The 16,005-nt window shown below is 43.0% G+C and carries 14 protein-coding genes; 6 read left to right on the top strand and 8 right to left on the bottom strand.

The window, feature by feature from the left end; translation table 11 throughout:
• The first annotated feature begins 440 nt into the window (after positions 1–440).
• The 4 genes from AC5JM2_RS34100 (at position 441) to AC5JM2_RS34085 (ending at position 5,276) form a co-directional block, all read left to right on the top strand.
• On the top strand, positions 441–1,850 hold the full coding sequence (locus AC5JM2_RS34100; protein WP_495840358.1) for a PQQ-dependent sugar dehydrogenase: 1,410 nt from the start codon (positions 441–443) through the stop codon (positions 1,848–1,850).
• A 369-nt stretch (positions 1,851–2,219) separates the two neighbouring features.
• Complete coding sequence (locus tag AC5JM2_RS34095; RefSeq protein WP_495840356.1) at positions 2,220–3,161, top strand: SMP-30/gluconolactonase/LRE family protein; 942 nt, start codon at positions 2,220–2,222, stop codon at positions 3,159–3,161.
• Complete coding sequence (locus AC5JM2_RS34090; RefSeq protein WP_495840354.1) at positions 3,158–4,222, top strand: DUF4380 domain-containing protein; 1,065 nt, start codon at positions 3,158–3,160, stop codon at positions 4,220–4,222. Before AC5JM2_RS34095 ends, AC5JM2_RS34090 begins: the two co-directional genes overlap by 4 nt.
• A gap of 256 nt (positions 4,223–4,478) precedes the next feature.
• Positions 4,479–5,276, top strand: a complete 798-nt coding sequence (locus AC5JM2_RS34085) for a sulfite exporter TauE/SafE family protein (RefSeq protein ID WP_495840352.1) — start codon at positions 4,479–4,481, stop codon at positions 5,274–5,276.
• On the opposite strand, the gene AC5JM2_RS34080 is transcribed toward AC5JM2_RS34085, so the two are convergent.
• Positions 5,259–5,927 (bottom strand): cadmium resistance transporter, encoded by a 669-nt coding sequence (locus AC5JM2_RS34080; protein WP_495840390.1) that lies wholly within the window; start codon positions 5,925–5,927, stop codon positions 5,259–5,261. The two genes, AC5JM2_RS34085 and AC5JM2_RS34080, sit on opposite strands and share 18 nt — an antisense overlap.
• Positions 5,928–5,994: 67 nt before the next feature.
• On the opposite strand from AC5JM2_RS34080, the gene AC5JM2_RS34075 reads away from it, so the two are divergent.
• Positions 5,995–6,678, top strand: a complete 684-nt coding sequence (locus AC5JM2_RS34075; protein ID WP_495840350.1) for a cadmium resistance transporter — start codon at positions 5,995–5,997, stop codon at positions 6,676–6,678.
• Positions 6,679–6,906: 228 nt separating this feature from the next.
• Here the strand turns inward: AC5JM2_RS34075 and AC5JM2_RS34070 are convergent, their stop codons facing one another.
• The 5 genes from AC5JM2_RS34070 to AC5JM2_RS34050 all read right to left on the bottom strand — a co-directional run bounded on the left by AC5JM2_RS34070 (position 6,907) and on the right by AC5JM2_RS34050 (position 13,042).
• Positions 6,907–7,875: a GNAT family N-acetyltransferase gene (locus AC5JM2_RS34070; protein ID WP_495840348.1), complete on the bottom strand. Its 969-nt coding sequence runs from the start codon at positions 7,873–7,875 to the stop codon at positions 6,907–6,909.
• A gap of 19 nt (positions 7,876–7,894) precedes the next feature.
• Positions 7,895–8,476: an aspartyl/asparaginyl beta-hydroxylase domain-containing protein gene (locus tag AC5JM2_RS34065; RefSeq protein WP_495840347.1), complete on the bottom strand. Its 582-nt coding sequence runs from the start codon at positions 8,474–8,476 to the stop codon at positions 7,895–7,897.
• 16 nt (positions 8,477–8,492) lie between these two features.
• On the bottom strand, positions 8,493–11,921 hold the full coding sequence (locus AC5JM2_RS34060; RefSeq protein WP_495840345.1) for a type 2 lanthipeptide synthetase LanM family protein: 3,429 nt from the start codon (positions 11,919–11,921) through the stop codon (positions 8,493–8,495).
• Between the two features lie 419 nt (positions 11,922–12,340).
• Positions 12,341–12,676 (bottom strand): hypothetical protein, encoded by a 336-nt coding sequence (locus tag AC5JM2_RS34055; RefSeq protein ID WP_495840343.1) that lies wholly within the window; start codon positions 12,674–12,676, stop codon positions 12,341–12,343.
• A gap of 30 nt (positions 12,677–12,706) precedes the next feature.
• Positions 12,707–13,042 carry a hypothetical protein gene (locus AC5JM2_RS34050; RefSeq protein ID WP_495840341.1) on the bottom strand — a complete coding sequence of 112 codons (336 nt, stop codon included), beginning with the start codon at positions 13,040–13,042 and terminating at the stop codon, positions 12,707–12,709.
• A 159-nt stretch (positions 13,043–13,201) separates the two neighbouring features.
• On the opposite strand from AC5JM2_RS34050, the gene AC5JM2_RS34045 reads away from it, so the two are divergent.
• Positions 13,202–13,480 carry a hypothetical protein gene (locus AC5JM2_RS34045; protein ID WP_495840339.1) on the top strand — a complete coding sequence of 93 codons (279 nt, stop codon included), beginning with the start codon at positions 13,202–13,204 and terminating at the stop codon, positions 13,478–13,480.
• Positions 13,481–13,580: 100 nt separating this feature from the next.
• On the opposite strand, the gene AC5JM2_RS34040 is transcribed toward AC5JM2_RS34045, so the two are convergent.
• Complete coding sequence (locus AC5JM2_RS34040) at positions 13,581–15,314, bottom strand: diflavin flavoprotein (RefSeq protein WP_495840388.1); 1,734 nt, start codon at positions 15,312–15,314, stop codon at positions 13,581–13,583.
• A 49-nt stretch (positions 15,315–15,363) separates the two neighbouring features.
• On the bottom strand, positions 15,364–15,897 hold the full coding sequence (locus AC5JM2_RS34035) for a phosphate-starvation-inducible PsiE family protein (protein ID WP_210613495.1): 534 nt from the start codon (positions 15,895–15,897) through the stop codon (positions 15,364–15,366).
• Positions 15,898–16,005: the final 108 nt, after the last annotated feature.

Raw genomic sequence — 16,005 nt, 5'->3', positions numbered from 1 at the left:
GTCATAAGTTGGTAATTATTTCAAAAAAATTCAGAGATGTGAGTGGCATCGCTGTGGGGGTTGTCTCTTTCATGGGATATTACTTTGATGTGAAAGCTATGCTAGGAAAGTATCATACTCTGTTTTTATTTCTTTTTTTGTTTAAGTCCCGATAAGCACAAAGCTCAAGATTTGGCTTTCAATCATGTTACCTCGATTGAATTCACCCTAAAAAACCAGGGCAATATCAATTTACCTGTGGTATAAACATGTTTCGTGGTGTAGTGGAAGCTCAGTAGTCAGATATTAGACATGGCTCGTGTAACGCTGTCGCATTTGTTTATACTGACAGAATACCGTTACATGGGCTTTTTTTGATCTTCCAAATATCCTCTAAATTCATAACCTAAATGAAAAAATTATACATTTTCTTTTGTATCTGCTCTGTTTTGTTTTCAATTTTGGCTTTTTCAAGTATTTCCTCTGCCCAGATTACAAACCCCATTCCCGTCAAACTTGAAAAATCAAATCTCCGTGTAGGGCTAAAAGAAGTTGTGCAAATTCCCATAAGTGGAACAGGACGCGAGAGAGTGGCGCGATTGAATCTTTTAAGCCATGTAGGTGATGGTAGTGGAAGGTTATTTGTTAATGATATGCGTGGCAAGCTTTATATCATTATGAACGACAAAGCTTCTGTATACATGAATTTAAAAAATTTAGTTTGCCCAGGCTTTAGCGATGAAACTTCACAACAGGGTTTTACCTATTTTGCGTTTCATCCAGAGTTTGCTAAAAATGGAATTTTTTACACTATCCATAGCGAAGAAAAAAATAATCGAATTCCTGATTTTCCAGTCACGAAAACAATTTTTGATAGCAAAGGCAAGGTTATAGAAAGTTCTCATCACGAAGTGATTCGCGAGTGGAAAGCTACCAATCCTACTGCTAATACTTTTTCTGGAACTTTTCGGGAAATCCTTCGTATTGAAAAACCCTACCCAGATCATAATATAGGGCAATTAAGCTTCAATCCTAATGCTAAACCTGGAAATGCAGATTATGGGATGCTGTATATTGCAGTGGCAGATGGTGGGAGCGATGGCTTTCCTGTCAGCCATACAGATCCTTTGAATAATGGACAAGACCTCGGCACTCCCCTTGGTAAGATACTCCGTATTAACCCTTTTGGCAATAATAGTACTAATGGCAAATATGGCATTCCCAAGGACAATCCTTTTGTTAAAGATGGTAGTCCAAATATTAGTCCAAAAAAACTAGGGGAAATTTGGGCTTATGGACTGCGTAATCCCCATCGTTTTAGCTGGGATATGGGTGGCGAAGGCAAAATGTTGATTGTCGATATTGGTCAAGCTTTTATCGAAGAAGTGAATCTTGGCATCAAAGGTGCTAATTACGGATGGGGAAACCGTGAAGGAACTTGGGTTATTGATGAAAAAAATGAGAATGTCCTGTTTCCATTACCTAAAAATGATGCTGATTATGGTTACACATATCCTGTTGCTCAATATGAGCATGACAAACCACCTAATTGGTCAGGCTATTATGCGGTGGCGATCGCCGGGGGTTATGTTTACAGGGGCAAAGCGATTCCAGAATTGGTAGGTCAATATATTTTTGGGGACTTTGGCAATGATGGGCGCTTTTTTCATGTGCCTGTCAATCAACTCGTTAATGGTAAACAGGCAAAGATAAAAGAACTCAGACTTTTTGACGGCAAACGAGAAACTTCTTTTCTCAAAATCGCTGGCAGTGAACGTTCTGATATCCGGTTTGGCATAGACGAAGCAGGAGAAATCTATGTGACGTCTAAGAGTGATGGTAAAGTAAGAAAACTTGTTCGATCACTATAATCACTTAACAGTGAACAGTAAACAGTAAACAGTAAACAAAGGGTGGACGAGTCCGTTTCCTACCTGATAACTGGTAACTGATAACTGATAACTGATAACTGAGTTGGTCATTATCAAAACCGCTATCAAAGAAGCAAATAACAAATTTTTATGCAAAAGAAACGAATCAAATGTTTGTTGGCTCAGATCTTGCACCTCCGGCTGATACGCCTTGAACTGAAGTTCAAGGCTAATAACCCAAGTCCGTTAAAACGGACTGAAAAACTTACCCAGTCCGTTTTAACGGACTTGGACTTTGAGCCAAGAAATTTATTTCTTGGCGGACGAAAAGTATGGTGCAAGATCTGAGTTGGCTTAAGGTAGGTGATTGTGAAAAAATTTTCTTTACGAATAGCTGCCTACAGTTTATTAGTGAGCATTTTGACCGTACAACAGAGTCAGGGAAAAGCGATCGCTAATTTACAAACCATCATGAGCAGCAACACCAAGCTAGAAAAGTTGGCTGATGGTTTAAAGTTTACAGAAGGACCCGTCTGGCATCCGCTTGGCTTTTTACTCTTCAGTGATATTCCCGCTAATACTATCTATAAGTGGACAACTGACAGTAAAATATCCATCTATCGTCGTCCTGCTGGCAATCCCAACGGCAATACGTTCGATAGGGAAGGACGTTTAATTACTGCTGAACATGACCGCCGGCTTGTACGCACAGAAAAAAACGGTCAAATAACCGTTTTGGCTGAACGCTACCAGGGTAAGCGTCTCAATAGCCCCAACGATGTTGTAGTCAAGTCAGATGGTAGCATTTACTTCACTGACCCGCCCTATGGTATTAGTAAGGAGAAGGAAGAACTTGGCTTTTATGGTATCTATCGCTTGAAACCAGATGGAACCTTGACTTTGCTCAACAAAGATATGGTGCGTCCTAATGGACTCGCGTTCTCTCCTGATGAGAAAAAACTCTACGTTAGTGATTCAGAAAAAGGACACATCCGTGTTTTCGAGGTTAATTCAGATGGCACATTAACTAACACCAGGGTTTTTGCAGAGTTAACTGGACCCAAAGACAAAGGTGTACCCGATGGCATGAAGGTAGATGCCCAAGGCAATATCTACTGTAGCGGTTCAGAAGGGGTGTGGGTTTTCTCGCCAACAGGTCAGCTTCTGGGTAAAATTCTCGTGCCAGAGGTGGTAACAAATTTAGCTTGGGGTAACAAAGACTACAAAACACTTTACATCACAGCAGGTCAGAGTGTTTATCGTATTCGTCTCTTAGTGGCGGGAGTGCAACCGCCCAAGGATGAACGATGAAGGCTAAAACGTGGAATCTATTTTGCTTCGCTTTATTACTAACGGTTTTTATTGTGGGTTGGGGACAAGTCACTGCGAAGATCCCGAACCAAAAAGCTCCATCACAGTATGCAAAAATTACGGTAGTAAAGACTAATTACCAAGGCTGGCGAGACTCCTGGGTTTTGAGTAATGGTCAAGTAGAAGCAATTATAGTACCAGCAATCGGGCGGGTCATGCAGTTTCGATTAATAGATGGAGAAGGTACATTCTGGGAAAATCCGAAAATGTTTGGCAAAGCCCCCAATCCCGCATCAGAAAAATGGGTTAATTTTGGGGGTGATAAAACTTGGCCTGCTCCTCAGTCGGACTGGACAAAAATCATGGGGCGAGATTGGCCTCCACCGACAGGTTTTGATTCCATACCAGTTCAGGCAAAGGTTGACGGCAGCGAAGTGACGCTAATTTCTCCCATAGATCCACTTTACGGCATTCGGACTTACCGCAGGATTCGACTCCATCCACAAAAACCTGTGATGACTATTTCGACAAGTTATGAAAAGGTCAAAGGTGAGCCAAAAAAGATTGCGGTATGGGTGATTACACAGTTGCGTCATCCAGTGGGTGTATACGCTGCCCTACCCCAAGCTTCGATTTTTCCTCAAGGATATAACAGACAATCCGAGGAGTTACCAGCCAACTTAAAGGTGGAAAACGGGATGCTGTCATTGACACGTGATCCGAAAAAATCCCACAAGATAGGCTGTGATGCGAGTACGTTGTTATGGATTGGAGAAAAAGTTGTAGTCCGCATTGACTCACCCAGAGAACCTGGGGTTAGTTATCCCGATCAGGAAAGTAGTACTGAAATTTATACCAATTCAGCTCCAGATGCTTTCGTGGAGCTTGAATTTCTTAGTCCACTAAAAACCCTGCAAATTGGGCAAAGAATCAACCTTACCACTACATATACTTTACTTCGGCGCACAACCCCGAATCCTGAAGAAGAAGCTAGGAAAATTATTGGACAATCTGAAGTAACGGTTCCTAACCCAAGAAATATAGCGAAAGCTACTAAATAACTCTTCCCTCCTACCAACGAGTTTTGACTACATCCCGTTCACACAGCGCAAAAGAACTCAAGCTCTTTTTTATTATTTGTGTAAATAATAATATATTGTTCGTCTGTGCGATTACGCTAGACGTTCGCTCACTTTTTGAGTTAAAGTACGGTAAGGACATAGAATTATTGTATTTATCAAGCGAAAGGGGTTTGCATCTACCAAGCTGACTTCCGGTCAGAGATAAAACACCTTTAACCCTTTCTAGAACAGCAATATGCATTACTCATTACTACCCCTATTGAGCTTCTTTATTGGTATTGTCGTCGGCTTAACAGGCATTGGCGGAGCATCTCTGATTACGCCAATGCTCATTTTTTTCTTCCAGGTTCCTCCTTCGATTGCTGTGAGTTCTGATGTTGTGGCTGCCACGCTGATGAAATTTGTCGGCGGCTATCAGCACTGGCAGCAACGAACCGTCGATGTGCAAGTGGTGAAGTGGCTAGCATTTGGCAGCGTTCCCGGATCGCTTTTTGGGGTAGGAATTTTGCATTTGGTCAAACAAACAGGAGAGCAGAACTTAGACGACATTCTGCTGCACTTGGTTGGAATGATGATTTTATTTGTGACCTTGGCAGCACTCGCACAACTGCTGCTATTGTCGTTTTTCCCTGATTTTAAATTACCAGAACTACCAAAGTTTGACTTGAAAACAAAGCTGGGTCGTGTTTCTGCAATGAGCGTAGGAGCAGTTTTAGGCTGTTTGGTTGGTTTAACAAGTGTCTCCTCCGGTTCGATGTTTGCATTGGTGCTGATTGGCTTTTTCCAGCTAGAGACTCGTAAGTTAGTGGGTACAGATATTTCACAAGCCGCAATTTTATTACTGTTCACTTCCTTAGGACACCTCACCCTTGGGACAGTTGACTGGAGTTTGGTCTTACCAATATGGTTAGGCTCTGTACCTGGGGTACTGCTTGGTGCTAAACTTTGCCAACTTGCGCCTCAACGTCCACTGCGGTTTATCATTTACACAATCTTGCTTATGGCGAGTTACAAGTTAGTTGCCCCAGTTTGAGTGTAATATCAAGCTAAATGTTCCTCTTTCGTACATGATAAAAAGACCAAGGCAAATCAACACAAAAGGAACAACGGCTCTACCGTAGCGGCTTAAAATGTTAGCGATCGCTCTTTGACGAGTCAATAGGTAAGCAACAGCACACCAAACGCCTACCAAGACAAAAAATACGCATAAAGTTACTCCCAAACTAGCAAAGCTCTTACCAGCAAATAAGGGTATGTAAATACTGATATTATCACCGCCATTAGCAAGTGTTACCGCTGCGACTTGATAAGTTTGGGCGTGTAAAAAACTCAAGAAAAAAGACAGTATGGGGTTACTATGTGAGGAGGGCTGAAAATCAGTAGTGACTGTTTGAACTTCTGTAGTTTCTTGTTCTTTATTTACCAATAGCTTTAAACCAATTGCTATGGGTAGTAATCCCAGGAATCCTATCCATTCTCGCGGGATGAACAAGCCACCAAAGAATCCTGGTAAGCTAGCAATGATGATAGCTGTAAAACCAAGGTACTGACCAAATACAATATGTCGTCGCCGAAAATTGGCATTTACTTGTGAGAAAAATAGCAGCAGGATCAGGATATCATCAATATTGGTAGCAACGAAGGCAATGACAGCTTCCGTGAAAGCCGTCCAAAGTTGAGTTATGGTCATTGAGAAGAAAATATGATGTTATCAAGCCTATAAATTATATATAAAAAATAAAATCATATATATGAGTGGGTTAATCTCTGGAATTAGCACGGGAATAGTTGCCTTCACCGCCACGAATATTGATGATATTATTATCCTTTTGCTCTTTTTTTCTCAGGTTAATTCTACCTTCACTCGTAGGCATATTATTGTTGGTCAGTACCTTGGTTTTACAGCACTTGTCATTGCCAGTCTCCCCGGTTTCTTTGGTGGATTCATCTTATCGCCAAACTGGATTGGATTATTAGGTTTAATACCTCTTGCTATAGGCATTAGTAGTTTGGTGAACCCAGAAGAAGATTCAGAAGAAGAAGCAACCGCAAACGAACAATCAGAAGATTCGACTTTTGCTAGTTTTCTTTCCCCTCAGACTTACAGTGTTGCTGCTGTCACCATTGCTAATGGTAGCGATAACATTAGTGTCTACATACCATTATTTGCTAGTAGTGATTTCGGAAGTTTTTTGGTAATTCTAGTCGTATTCTTTATGTTAATAGGAGTTTGGTGCTATTCCGCATACAAATTAACAAATCAACAAGGAATAGCTGAAACTGTCACTCAATACGGTAATTATCTTGTGCCTTTTGTTTTGATGGGATTGGGTGGTTTTATTGTTTTAAAAAGTGGCGCTTTGAATCCAGTAAAACTCTTATTTAGCTGTTTATGTCTGATAGTTCTTGTAAAAGACGACCAGAAAATAAGCTAATGCGCGTCTGGCGTTGCATATTTATTTGTTAAGACCGTCAGCGCCTCCTCATATCTTGCACCTATCCGTATAAAACCGTACAAGCTAAAAAAAATTGCGATAAAGCTACATGATTTTTATTGGCTTTTCTCGCTCAAGAAAGGATTGTTGGTTTAATACTGAGTGACTAATAAAAATCAACTTTTCTTGGTGCAAGATGTGAGCGCTCCACGGGTGGCGCGCCACTCGTTATGAATGAAAGAAACAGCATCCTCCTTCTTCAGTGTTAAGAGTTCCCTGTTCCCTGTTCCCTGTTCCCTGTGTTTCTTGAAAGCTACCACTAAATAATTTAAAGGAACCCCTAGTTTCCTCTAGAGAAGTCAAGTAGGGAGCCATATGTTTTTTCACAAAATGAACCATCGGGGTATAAACCAGAGGAACAGTCCAAATCCCCTTGATAATCTTTTCTTTGGATTGAATTTGAATAGCGTTAGCTATTAGAGAAATATACACGCCCCTTTTTTGCAAATCTGGGTTAACGAAACCGCAGCTATAGCGGATGGTGTCGGTTGCAAGGCGATGAGTGATAATCCAGCCAACAACCTGTCCTTGGTAACGCAAACCCAAACTATTTAAAGGCTCAAAGTTCTCTTCGTATTTAAAAGGATTCAAATCTTTTGGTATCCAGGGAGATACTTCCTGCTGTTGCTGAATGGCAATGCGTTCATCCTGAGTTATTTCTGCCCAAGGAAAGATTGTGTAAGAACTTGGAAGTGTTACTTTTCGCAGCCAGGGAGCCTTCATGAACGGAAAGCTAGCTTTGCACACTAGCATCCGGGCCTGGGGTGATGCCCAATTACACTTTTGCAGCAGACGTTCCAAGGCTGGCGTGGTTGGTTGACCAGTAGTGTAAACCAACTCGGCACTTATGCAACCTCGCGAAAATAACTCTTGTTCCAAACGGGTTAAAAGAGCTAGGCCAATTCCCTGACGACGATGATCTGGTTCCACAAAAATAGAAAGCACCTCTGCCGATTTACCATCGGGTTCAATCTCAGCTAGTGCTAAACCAATCGGCTGATTCGAGTCAGAAGCTGCGATCGCTATTGTCAAGCCTTCTGGTTTCAAGGCTTGTAACCGAGGACGAAATCGCGGAAAGGTAAATGCTTGATAAATCAGCCCTGTAAAAGGACTATCGATGCAAGTCAACGTATACATATACAAAGTGCTAATTGTCCTAGAATACTTCCACACTAAAATTAGTTAAATCGCGAATAAATCTAGCTAGCTCAACCGAAAAACTCTGTTGAAATTGACGATTCAACATCGCCTTTGGCTTTTTTACATCAATGAGTAAAATAGTTCTAATTTTCTCGCTACAATTCCAAGCTTCATGTTCTATCGTATCGTCAAAAATTAAACACTTGCCCTCTTGCCAGTTCCTAGTTTGATTTCCTACGCGGAGCATACACTTGTCTGGGACAATTAAACCCAGATGACAACGCAGCACACTCTTCGAGTAACCAACATGAGGTTTGATATGAGTTCCTGGTGCTAGGGAAGAAAACCCTGCTGTAGTTAATCCTGGTATCATTTCGACTAACCTTGTTGTATTTGGACATAATCGACAGTTATCCTTGAGTTTTGTGCCAAAATGATACAGACCAAAAACTTCCCAGGTGTTTTCGTAAAGAAATTTTTCAGGCCAGGGAACAAAATGACATTGTTGAAGCTGCTCTAATTCCTGGCGGATTAGTAACCAATTCGCTTCTAAAGTTGCTGTAAATTCAAACTCACTTGTATCAAAAAACATTTGCATAACTGTAATAAAGGAATTATTCCCATAACAGTACCGAAGGCAGTACTTCTGGGTACGCTAATCGCAGCAGCCCATAACCAATCCCAGCAGTTCCAGTGAAGAAACTTGGGCTAAAAATATGACTGGGCAAGTTAGGAAATAGTTGATACCCGCCTCTGTGTTCTGCTCTGGCTACTACCCAAGCCGCTCTTTGTAGAGCCATTTCTTGTAACTCTGGACGGGATAGTTTTTGGGCTGCTAGTAGGAGTACCTCAATGCGACCAAAATTGCCGCAGCAGAGATGATCTATCCCTTGTAAACTATACTTTTGAGTAGTCTGTAGCGCCACTTCCACATCTTGATAAATTTCATCCATCTCTAAAATCGACAAACTACCCAACCGTCCCAAGCCAATTCCAGCAGCGCCATGACACCAACTGACGTTAAACGTAGGTAGACCGTTTTGGTTTTGGTTAGCAAAGGAACGGAAGTCGGGCCAGTTACCGGCTGAGGTCGAGAATACGCTGCGTTCGTAGCTGATGCCCTCAAGGGCTGCCTCTTTATAGGCAGGCTCGCGTGTCACTGAATAAAGCCGCAATAGAGCATAGGCAATGCCAGCAGCTCCGTGGGAGAAACCTGTTAATGGTATATGTTCAAAATTTTTCCAAGCTCTAGGGGAACCATCAATGCTAATACGATGTGCTAGCAAATGTTGGCCGCAGGCGATCGCTTTATCTAAAACTGCCTGCTGGGCTGTCTGGTGATAAAGTGATAGAAGCCCTAAAATTGCACCCGCAGATCCGCTAAGCGCGTCCAACTCTTGGTCAATGGCAATGAGTTCGGGCGTAATTAAATCAGCAACTCGCAGAGCATCTTCTTTGAGCGCTGGTTCTTGAAGAAAGTGGCTGATTGTAACTAAAGAATAAATGATCGAACCAAGGCCTGTAGCGCCACCAATACCAATTTTTTTAGCCAGTCTTTGAGTTAACTGGGCGTCGGCTGTCTGCAAAACTTTTCGTATGGATTGTAGAGCGCCTAAAGCAAGCTCGCGAAACTGGCAACTGTCGTTGAGATGATCCAAAGTCGCCAAAAACAGGGCGATACCGCAGTTGCCATCATAGAGATTTTCTTCCAGAGTTTGAAGTTGCAATCGCTCGGCTTTGGGAATATAGCCTAAACCAATCCAGTAGACACTGCCATCTGCTTCCCGGATGGCTTGGGAGCTAATTTTTTCTGCAAGAGCACTTGCAGACGCGAACAACTTTTCACGGGTTAAAGAAGTTTTTGTTGAATAATCGGCAGCTTTTGAAGCTGAGAGTGCACCAACCTGCTCAGTTTCATGCGTTCGCGCCACTCTGGCGTAAAAACTTGCCTGGATAATAGCCACTTGCCGAGCTAAGTCAGTTTCATCAAGTTTTTTTAGCCTGGAGATGACTTGGCAGTAGCTGGGTGCTGTAAAATACCCCTCAATCGGTTGCTCTAGTCCAACGGTGAGGGCATCACTATCGGAGGAAGCCCCAAAATAGGGAACATCTAACTGCTCCATCGCCCTCAGTTCTGAGTGTAAAATCGGCCAAGCTTGTGGCTTATTTACAGTTATGAGAAAAGCACGAGCTAAGATATCCAGTTGAATACTCCGCTCAACCCCATTCTGGAGAAATTCAGGAGCCAGGGTTTTTTGTAAAATGACGCTATAAACTTTGGTATCACGGAAAACAAACCGCACTTGCTGAGCTTGCAGCGCTGCCAAGGGATTTGACTGATTTCGGGTTTTGCCAACCTCTTCAAGATCGGGGAGGTTAAGGGAGGGTGCGTCTACTAATAGTGCCTGCCGATATCCGAGCAGAAAGCGATACATCTGCTCAAAACCGTCAACCAACTCCTCAAGATAATCATTCGGCGACAGGGGAAGCCCATTCAAAATCGGCGAATTTTTGTCTGGCTGCATAGCAACAGTTTCATGAACCCATTGCATATAATCTGTATTGACATACTTGCATTGCCGTACAGTCCAAGGGGATATTGAATCTGCGCCAGCACTACCCAAACCGCTGATATCGTAGGCGATGCGGTTATCCTTGTTAAAATCCCAGCGAGGTAAGAGTCCAGTCCTAAGGACTGAATCCCAAAAAGCTCGCTTGACGACCACCTCTTGCTGTTGTTCGAGGGCGTCTTCCATCTCTGTTGATTCATGATGCATCAGTGTTTCCATATCAACTAGCACTGGGTGTTCGCCGTTGGCGATTAAATTCTCGGAGTGACAGTCAGTCCCGCCTAGAACATACAGCAGGCACAATAGCATCCCGGAGCGCTGATAGAAGCGCTGCGCCGCTGCTATATCCTCACAAGGCAACTGCTCTACGTATTCTGAAAAGCCATAGGTTTGGCGGTTGAGTACCTTGAAGGTTTTGAAAAGTGGATGGGAATTTTGAATGAGGTTTTGGCAAGACTCTTGAGAAAAAGCAAAGTGCTGATTGCACCAGTCTAAAAACTGATTGTAGGCAACTTCTAAGCCTAAGTCCTTGGGTTTGTAGACGAGCTTCAGTCCCGACTCAAAGGTAAGAGCAATTACACAACGTCCTCGCTTATGAGGATCGGATAGATTCGGCGTAATTGCAATAACTTTTCCTAAAACCGAACTTCCTCCCTCTGGTTGAAATATTTGCTGAATTTCAGCTAAATCCGCTTTTAAGTATTGCAAAAACTCTATTGTCGCTTCTACCCAGAAATCAATTTGAGTTGCTATCAATTTTGCCAGCACTGGATATTTCTGGAAAAAAGTCAACAGTCCATCCTGCAAAAGTTTCTGCACGAAAGTCTCGTAATGAGTTTTGTGGAGTGTAAGTTTTATATCTGTTACTAGAAGATTGAGAAAACTGTACTGAGAGGGACGAAAACGAGAAAATTCCAATTCCAGTGTTTTCTTGCACAGATTCACTAGTTCAGATAGTAAGCTGTGTTCCAGTTTTAGGTAAGCTTTTGCTTCAAGTATTTCTAAGGGTAAATAGCTAACAGATAACGATCCAGAACTTAGACAAGTTAGTAATTTTTTCCGTGCTACATATATTGCAGGTAGTAGCAGGTCTTCAAACGGTAGTGGCTTTTCAGAGTCAATGGGAATGAGGGATTGAAATTTTTCAGTTTTGAATTTCCATTCCGAAGCCGTTTGGATAATTTCCTGTAAGGTTACTGCCCAATTGGATAAGATTTGATTCTCAGCAGAAGGCGGCAAGCTCATAGCTAAACGTACTGTATCCAGATCCAACCCATCCCAGTACAATCGCTTCTGAAATTTTTCCCAGTTTCCTTGTGCCACCACCTGACACCAGTGGTCTAGGCGCTCCGAGCTTTCCTTTTGTTCATTGACTTGAGTAGTGTCAACATTAAGTAAACTCTTGCTAAGGCGTTCTGAAAGAGAACTGGCACAAGCGACAATATTTGCTAGATCAAATTCCGTTACCATCATTTTTGTTTTCCTGTTTGTTTCTTTCTTCCGCTTAAAGAAAATGTGTGACTTTGACGATAAAATGACTAAAAAAGCCAAGATATGCCACAATGTATGTGATCATTTTCTGATTCACAATTGTGGCCATTTTTTCGTAAAAGTCACAACATGCTTGACAATTGAAAGTAAGTAAGTCCACGAAGAAGTTCGGGTTGCTTAAGCAACATCAAACAGTCATGAACTAAAACCTCCTCCAACTTAATTAAGCGTCTCAAAATTGTGGTTGGCTACTGATATTGAACGTTTTCTACGACGATGAAACGATACCTCAATGGTTGCGGCAAATACCAGTTGTGGATATTCTGCGCCAAACATTGATATATCAATATTATGTAGAAAACAATCGGGTATGTTGGCGTACTGCTGCGCCTATGGACAGATCAACAGACCATACGACTTGCCGTACGACAGGCGAGGGGCCGCGTTACACCACACCCTTGTGTCTTGCTCGCACCTGCAACGGCCTCCAATTGTTCGTCGGACAACTCGCTTTCCCCGGTGCTTTCGAGACGACTGAGCCACCACTGTTGAACTTCATTTGTGGTGAAATTGTAGCCGTTTGCTTTACCTAACTCCACTACCTTATTCAAAAAGCTCTCCCCAGCTGCTTGAAAGCCTTCCCGCTCCCCTTGAACTCCCTGCTGGATTTGCTGTTGTAGCTCTTGGGATTGAGAAACTTGTTGGACAAACTGGACAAACTGATTATCGCTGTTCATGTGATTTTCTCTCCTTGTGTTGGTTTAGTGTCAAAGACTAGGGGGGCAGGCGACCATACGACCGCCCGTAGGAATACCACACCTTTGTTGTGTCTTGCTCGCACCTGCAACGGCCTCCAATTGTTCGTCGGACAACTCGCTTTCCCCGGTGCTTTCGAGACGACTGAGCCACCACTGTTGAACTTCATTTGTGGTGAAATTGTAGCCGTTTGCTTTACCTAACTCCACTACCTTATTCAAAAAGCTCTCCCCAGCTGCTTGAAAGCCTTCCCGCTCCCCTTGAACTCCCTGCTGGATTTGCTGTTGTAGCTCTTGGGATTGAGAGACTTGTTGGACAAACTGGACAAACTGATTATCGCTGTTCATGCGATTTTCTCTCCTTGTGTTGGTTTAGTGTCAAATACTATTGAAGCTGTAACTTGGACTGACGCATTGACAAAAATTTGATTGTCTGCGTGAATCCTTAGTTGATTTGCAGAACAGAAGTTAAACATGAATTAGCTTTTGTTCTACATTCTTATATAAATGTCAGCACCGATCACCTTATGCACCTTTGGGATAGAAATAGAAAAAATTGCTAGTATTCTGGTCAGGGTAAACGTTGTGTTGCAAAAACTGACAGAGAATATTTTGCTAGTACAGCATGGCAAAGCGCTCCCCGACCGACGAAGAGTCGCATATGCAAGAAATGACCTAGCAAAAATCAACAATAGAGCCAAAAAGTCAAATGGTACGTTATGTCGCTACGTCTTTAACTTTGACCCAAGTCATAGCAATTGGTACTTTTGCAACAGGTCTAAGTAGGTTGGTACTAATTTTCCCGAAGTATGTAACCTTTTGTAAGGGAAAAGGTTTTCCCCCTTTCCCCATTGCAATATAGTTCTGTTTATTTACGCCCATCTACTTAATAGCTACCTGATTTGCGGTGCTCGATCGCACTCACGCCTATCGATTCTAAAACTTTGCCCTCGTCTACAGTTGCGTAGATTAACCAGCGATCGCCACATTCCATCCGCTGTTGGACGGTACATTCCAGATAGGTGAGGGCATCACTGAGAATTAAGCAACCGTTGTTAGCACTTTGAGTCGCCAACTCAGCAAAGGGATTGTCTCCTGGAGTACTGCGATAAGAAAAGTATCGCCGCAGGTTGCGTCCTTCCTTAAGAATGTTGAGGACAAATTGATCACCAGGATGAATAATCGCATCGGCATTTTGATCTTGAGCGATCGCAATCATCAAACCAGGAGGATTAAAGGTAGCTTGAGAAACCCAAGAGGTGAGGATACCACTATGGCTGTCACCGCGTCGAGAACTGAGGACGCACAGAGAACCGATGATGCGCCCAACGGCTTGTTGTGTTCGGTCAATTTGGGCTTCTGTCAAAGCTTGGCGAGGTGTACGCAGCTTCTTTTTCTTTTTCAAGACTTGGGCAAATTCTGCCCCCGCATCCTGACACTGCTGCAAAGTGGACTCAGTGGGACTGAAGCGAACGCGGATAGTTTCAAACCCTAAACGAAAATTGGCATCCAACAATTTGTTTTCAATCAAATCGGTGGCTTCACCACTCCAGCCGTAGGAACCAAAAACTCCTGCTAGTTTAGTTTTCGTCGCTGCTGATAGAATAATTCCCAAGGCAGTTTGAACTTGAGTGGGTGCATGACCTCCTAATGTAGGAGAACCGATAATGAAGCCATTGCAAGCTTCCACTGCACGGGTAATTTCGCTGGGTTCTGCTAGTTCGCAGTTAATAGATTCGACTGCAATCCCATTTTGAATTAACCCTTGAGCGATCGCCTGTGCTAAAGTCGCTGTGTTACCATAAGCTGAGGCATAAAGCAAGGCAACTCGCAATTCCTGGGTTTTCTGTTCCTGGCACCATTGACGGTAATCGTAGGTAAAGCGACTGAGGCTGTAACGGACAATCGGACCATGACCAGGTGCATAAAATTTGGCTTTTAAGGGTGCTAATTTCTCTAAGGCTGCTTCCACTTGTTTTGCCTGGGTGGCGTGCAGACAGTCAAAATAGTAGTGGCGATCCGCATCCAGTTGCTTCCAATCCTCATCAAAAACAACATCGCTACAAACATGAACCCCAAAAAATTTGTCAGTGTAGAGAATACGGGTCGCATAATCGTAAGTACACATTCCATCCGCCCAACGGGGAGTCGGTACAGTCACGAATTGCAGTTGATGTTCTTGTCCCAAATCTAGAGTGTCTTCGGAACGAACCAGGTGAATTTTCGACTCCCACTCAGGGAAAATCGTTTTTAGAACATTTGCACTTGGTTTAGAACAGACAATCTTAACTTGGGGTGCTTGTTCGAGGAGGACTTTGAGGGTAGCCATCCGGTTAGGATTGACGTGATTGAGGATTATGTAATCTAATTGGGTCAATAGAGCGTGTTTGTTAAGTTCTTGTAAGAAAATCTGGGTAAAAGACTCGCCCGGAGGGTCAATTAAAGCAGTCCGATCAGCTTGGATAAGATAGGAATTCGCTGTTGTTCCTTTTTGGCGGGCGTATTCAACTTCAAACTTGAGGCGTTCCCAAGTGCGCGATCGCAAAACCAAAGTATGAGTCGTAATTTCAGCAACTTGAACGTCACGAGGGCGGCTGGTTGTGGGGGCTAGAGTTTGCATTAGTATAGTAATGGGTTGGTTGTTGATGGTTGGATCACAGGATAAATTTTCAGAACTCAACATGAGTCTGAGATTCAGGTATTTCTTCTTGGGCGAGGCGGTTTTTGTATCGCTTTGAGACTTGGTGTTCTGGATCGATACCTTCAAAGGTTGGAGGTAGCCAAACTCTCACAACCAGTAACACCCCTAACACCACTAAGAAAGCACAGGCGGCTAAGACTTGCATAAATGACGTTTCTAATACACCTCGTACAATCATTTCTCGCAACACAGAAACAATTGACACTTCTACGGCGACTCCAATAGAAACTCGTTGCTCTTGCAGGTAAATGATCAACAAACGAAATAACTCTACTAAAATCAGCAACGACAGGATATCTGCTGTGACGCTGTGGAACTGAATCGGGGGGATGAGAGAGAGGAACATGGCGCGGATTTGTAGCACCATAAAGCTAAATAGCCCGATGCACAGCGAAATCACAATCAAGTCCTGAACCAATTCCAGTGCTTGCACAATTCGACCGAGATTTAACCAGCTTTCCCGCTTCACAGGTTTGACTGGTATGTTTTTGAGTAATTGCATTGTCTAAAAACTCCTATGAGAGGGAAAGAGGGAGAAAGGGAGTGAGGGCTACGGTGTACACACAAGTCCTTGAATTACCCGCTTATCCCCGCAAAACCTCACCCTGCC

The sequence above is a fragment of the Brasilonema angustatum genome, assembly GCF_059505445.1.
This window is presented reverse-complemented; position numbering and strand designations above follow the sequence as displayed.

What these genes read in the sequence shown, in the direction of transcription:
- AC5JM2_RS34075 (WP_495840350.1), top strand. Translation starts at nt 5,995, where the DNA reads ATGAGTGGGTTAATCTCTGGAATTAGCACGGGAATAGTTGCCTTCACC.
- AC5JM2_RS34060 (WP_495840345.1), bottom strand. Translation starts at nt 11,921, where the DNA reads ATGATGGTAACGGAATTTGATCTAGCAAATATTGTCGCTTGTGCCAGT.
- AC5JM2_RS34090 (WP_495840354.1), top strand. Translation starts at nt 3,158, where the DNA reads ATGAAGGCTAAAACGTGGAATCTATTTTGCTTCGCTTTATTACTAACG.
- AC5JM2_RS34045 (WP_495840339.1), top strand. Translation starts at nt 13,202, where the DNA reads ATGTCAGCACCGATCACCTTATGCACCTTTGGGATAGAAATAGAAAAA.
- AC5JM2_RS34065 (WP_495840347.1), bottom strand. Translation starts at nt 8,476, where the DNA reads ATGCAAATGTTTTTTGATACAAGTGAGTTTGAATTTACAGCAACTTTA.
- AC5JM2_RS34085 (WP_495840352.1), top strand. Translation starts at nt 4,479, where the DNA reads ATGCATTACTCATTACTACCCCTATTGAGCTTCTTTATTGGTATTGTC.
- AC5JM2_RS34035 (WP_210613495.1), bottom strand. Translation starts at nt 15,897, where the DNA reads ATGCAATTACTCAAAAACATACCAGTCAAACCTGTGAAGCGGGAAAGC.
- AC5JM2_RS34050 (WP_495840341.1), bottom strand. Translation starts at nt 13,042, where the DNA reads ATGAACAGCGATAATCAGTTTGTCCAGTTTGTCCAACAAGTCTCTCAA.
- AC5JM2_RS34070 (WP_495840348.1), bottom strand. Translation starts at nt 7,875, where the DNA reads ATGTATACGTTGACTTGCATCGATAGTCCTTTTACAGGGCTGATTTAT.
- AC5JM2_RS34040 (WP_495840388.1), bottom strand. Translation starts at nt 15,314, where the DNA reads ATGCAAACTCTAGCCCCCACAACCAGCCGCCCTCGTGACGTTCAAGTT.
- AC5JM2_RS34055 (WP_495840343.1), bottom strand. Translation starts at nt 12,676, where the DNA reads ATGAACAGCGATAATCAGTTTGTCCAGTTTGTCCAACAAGTTTCTCAA.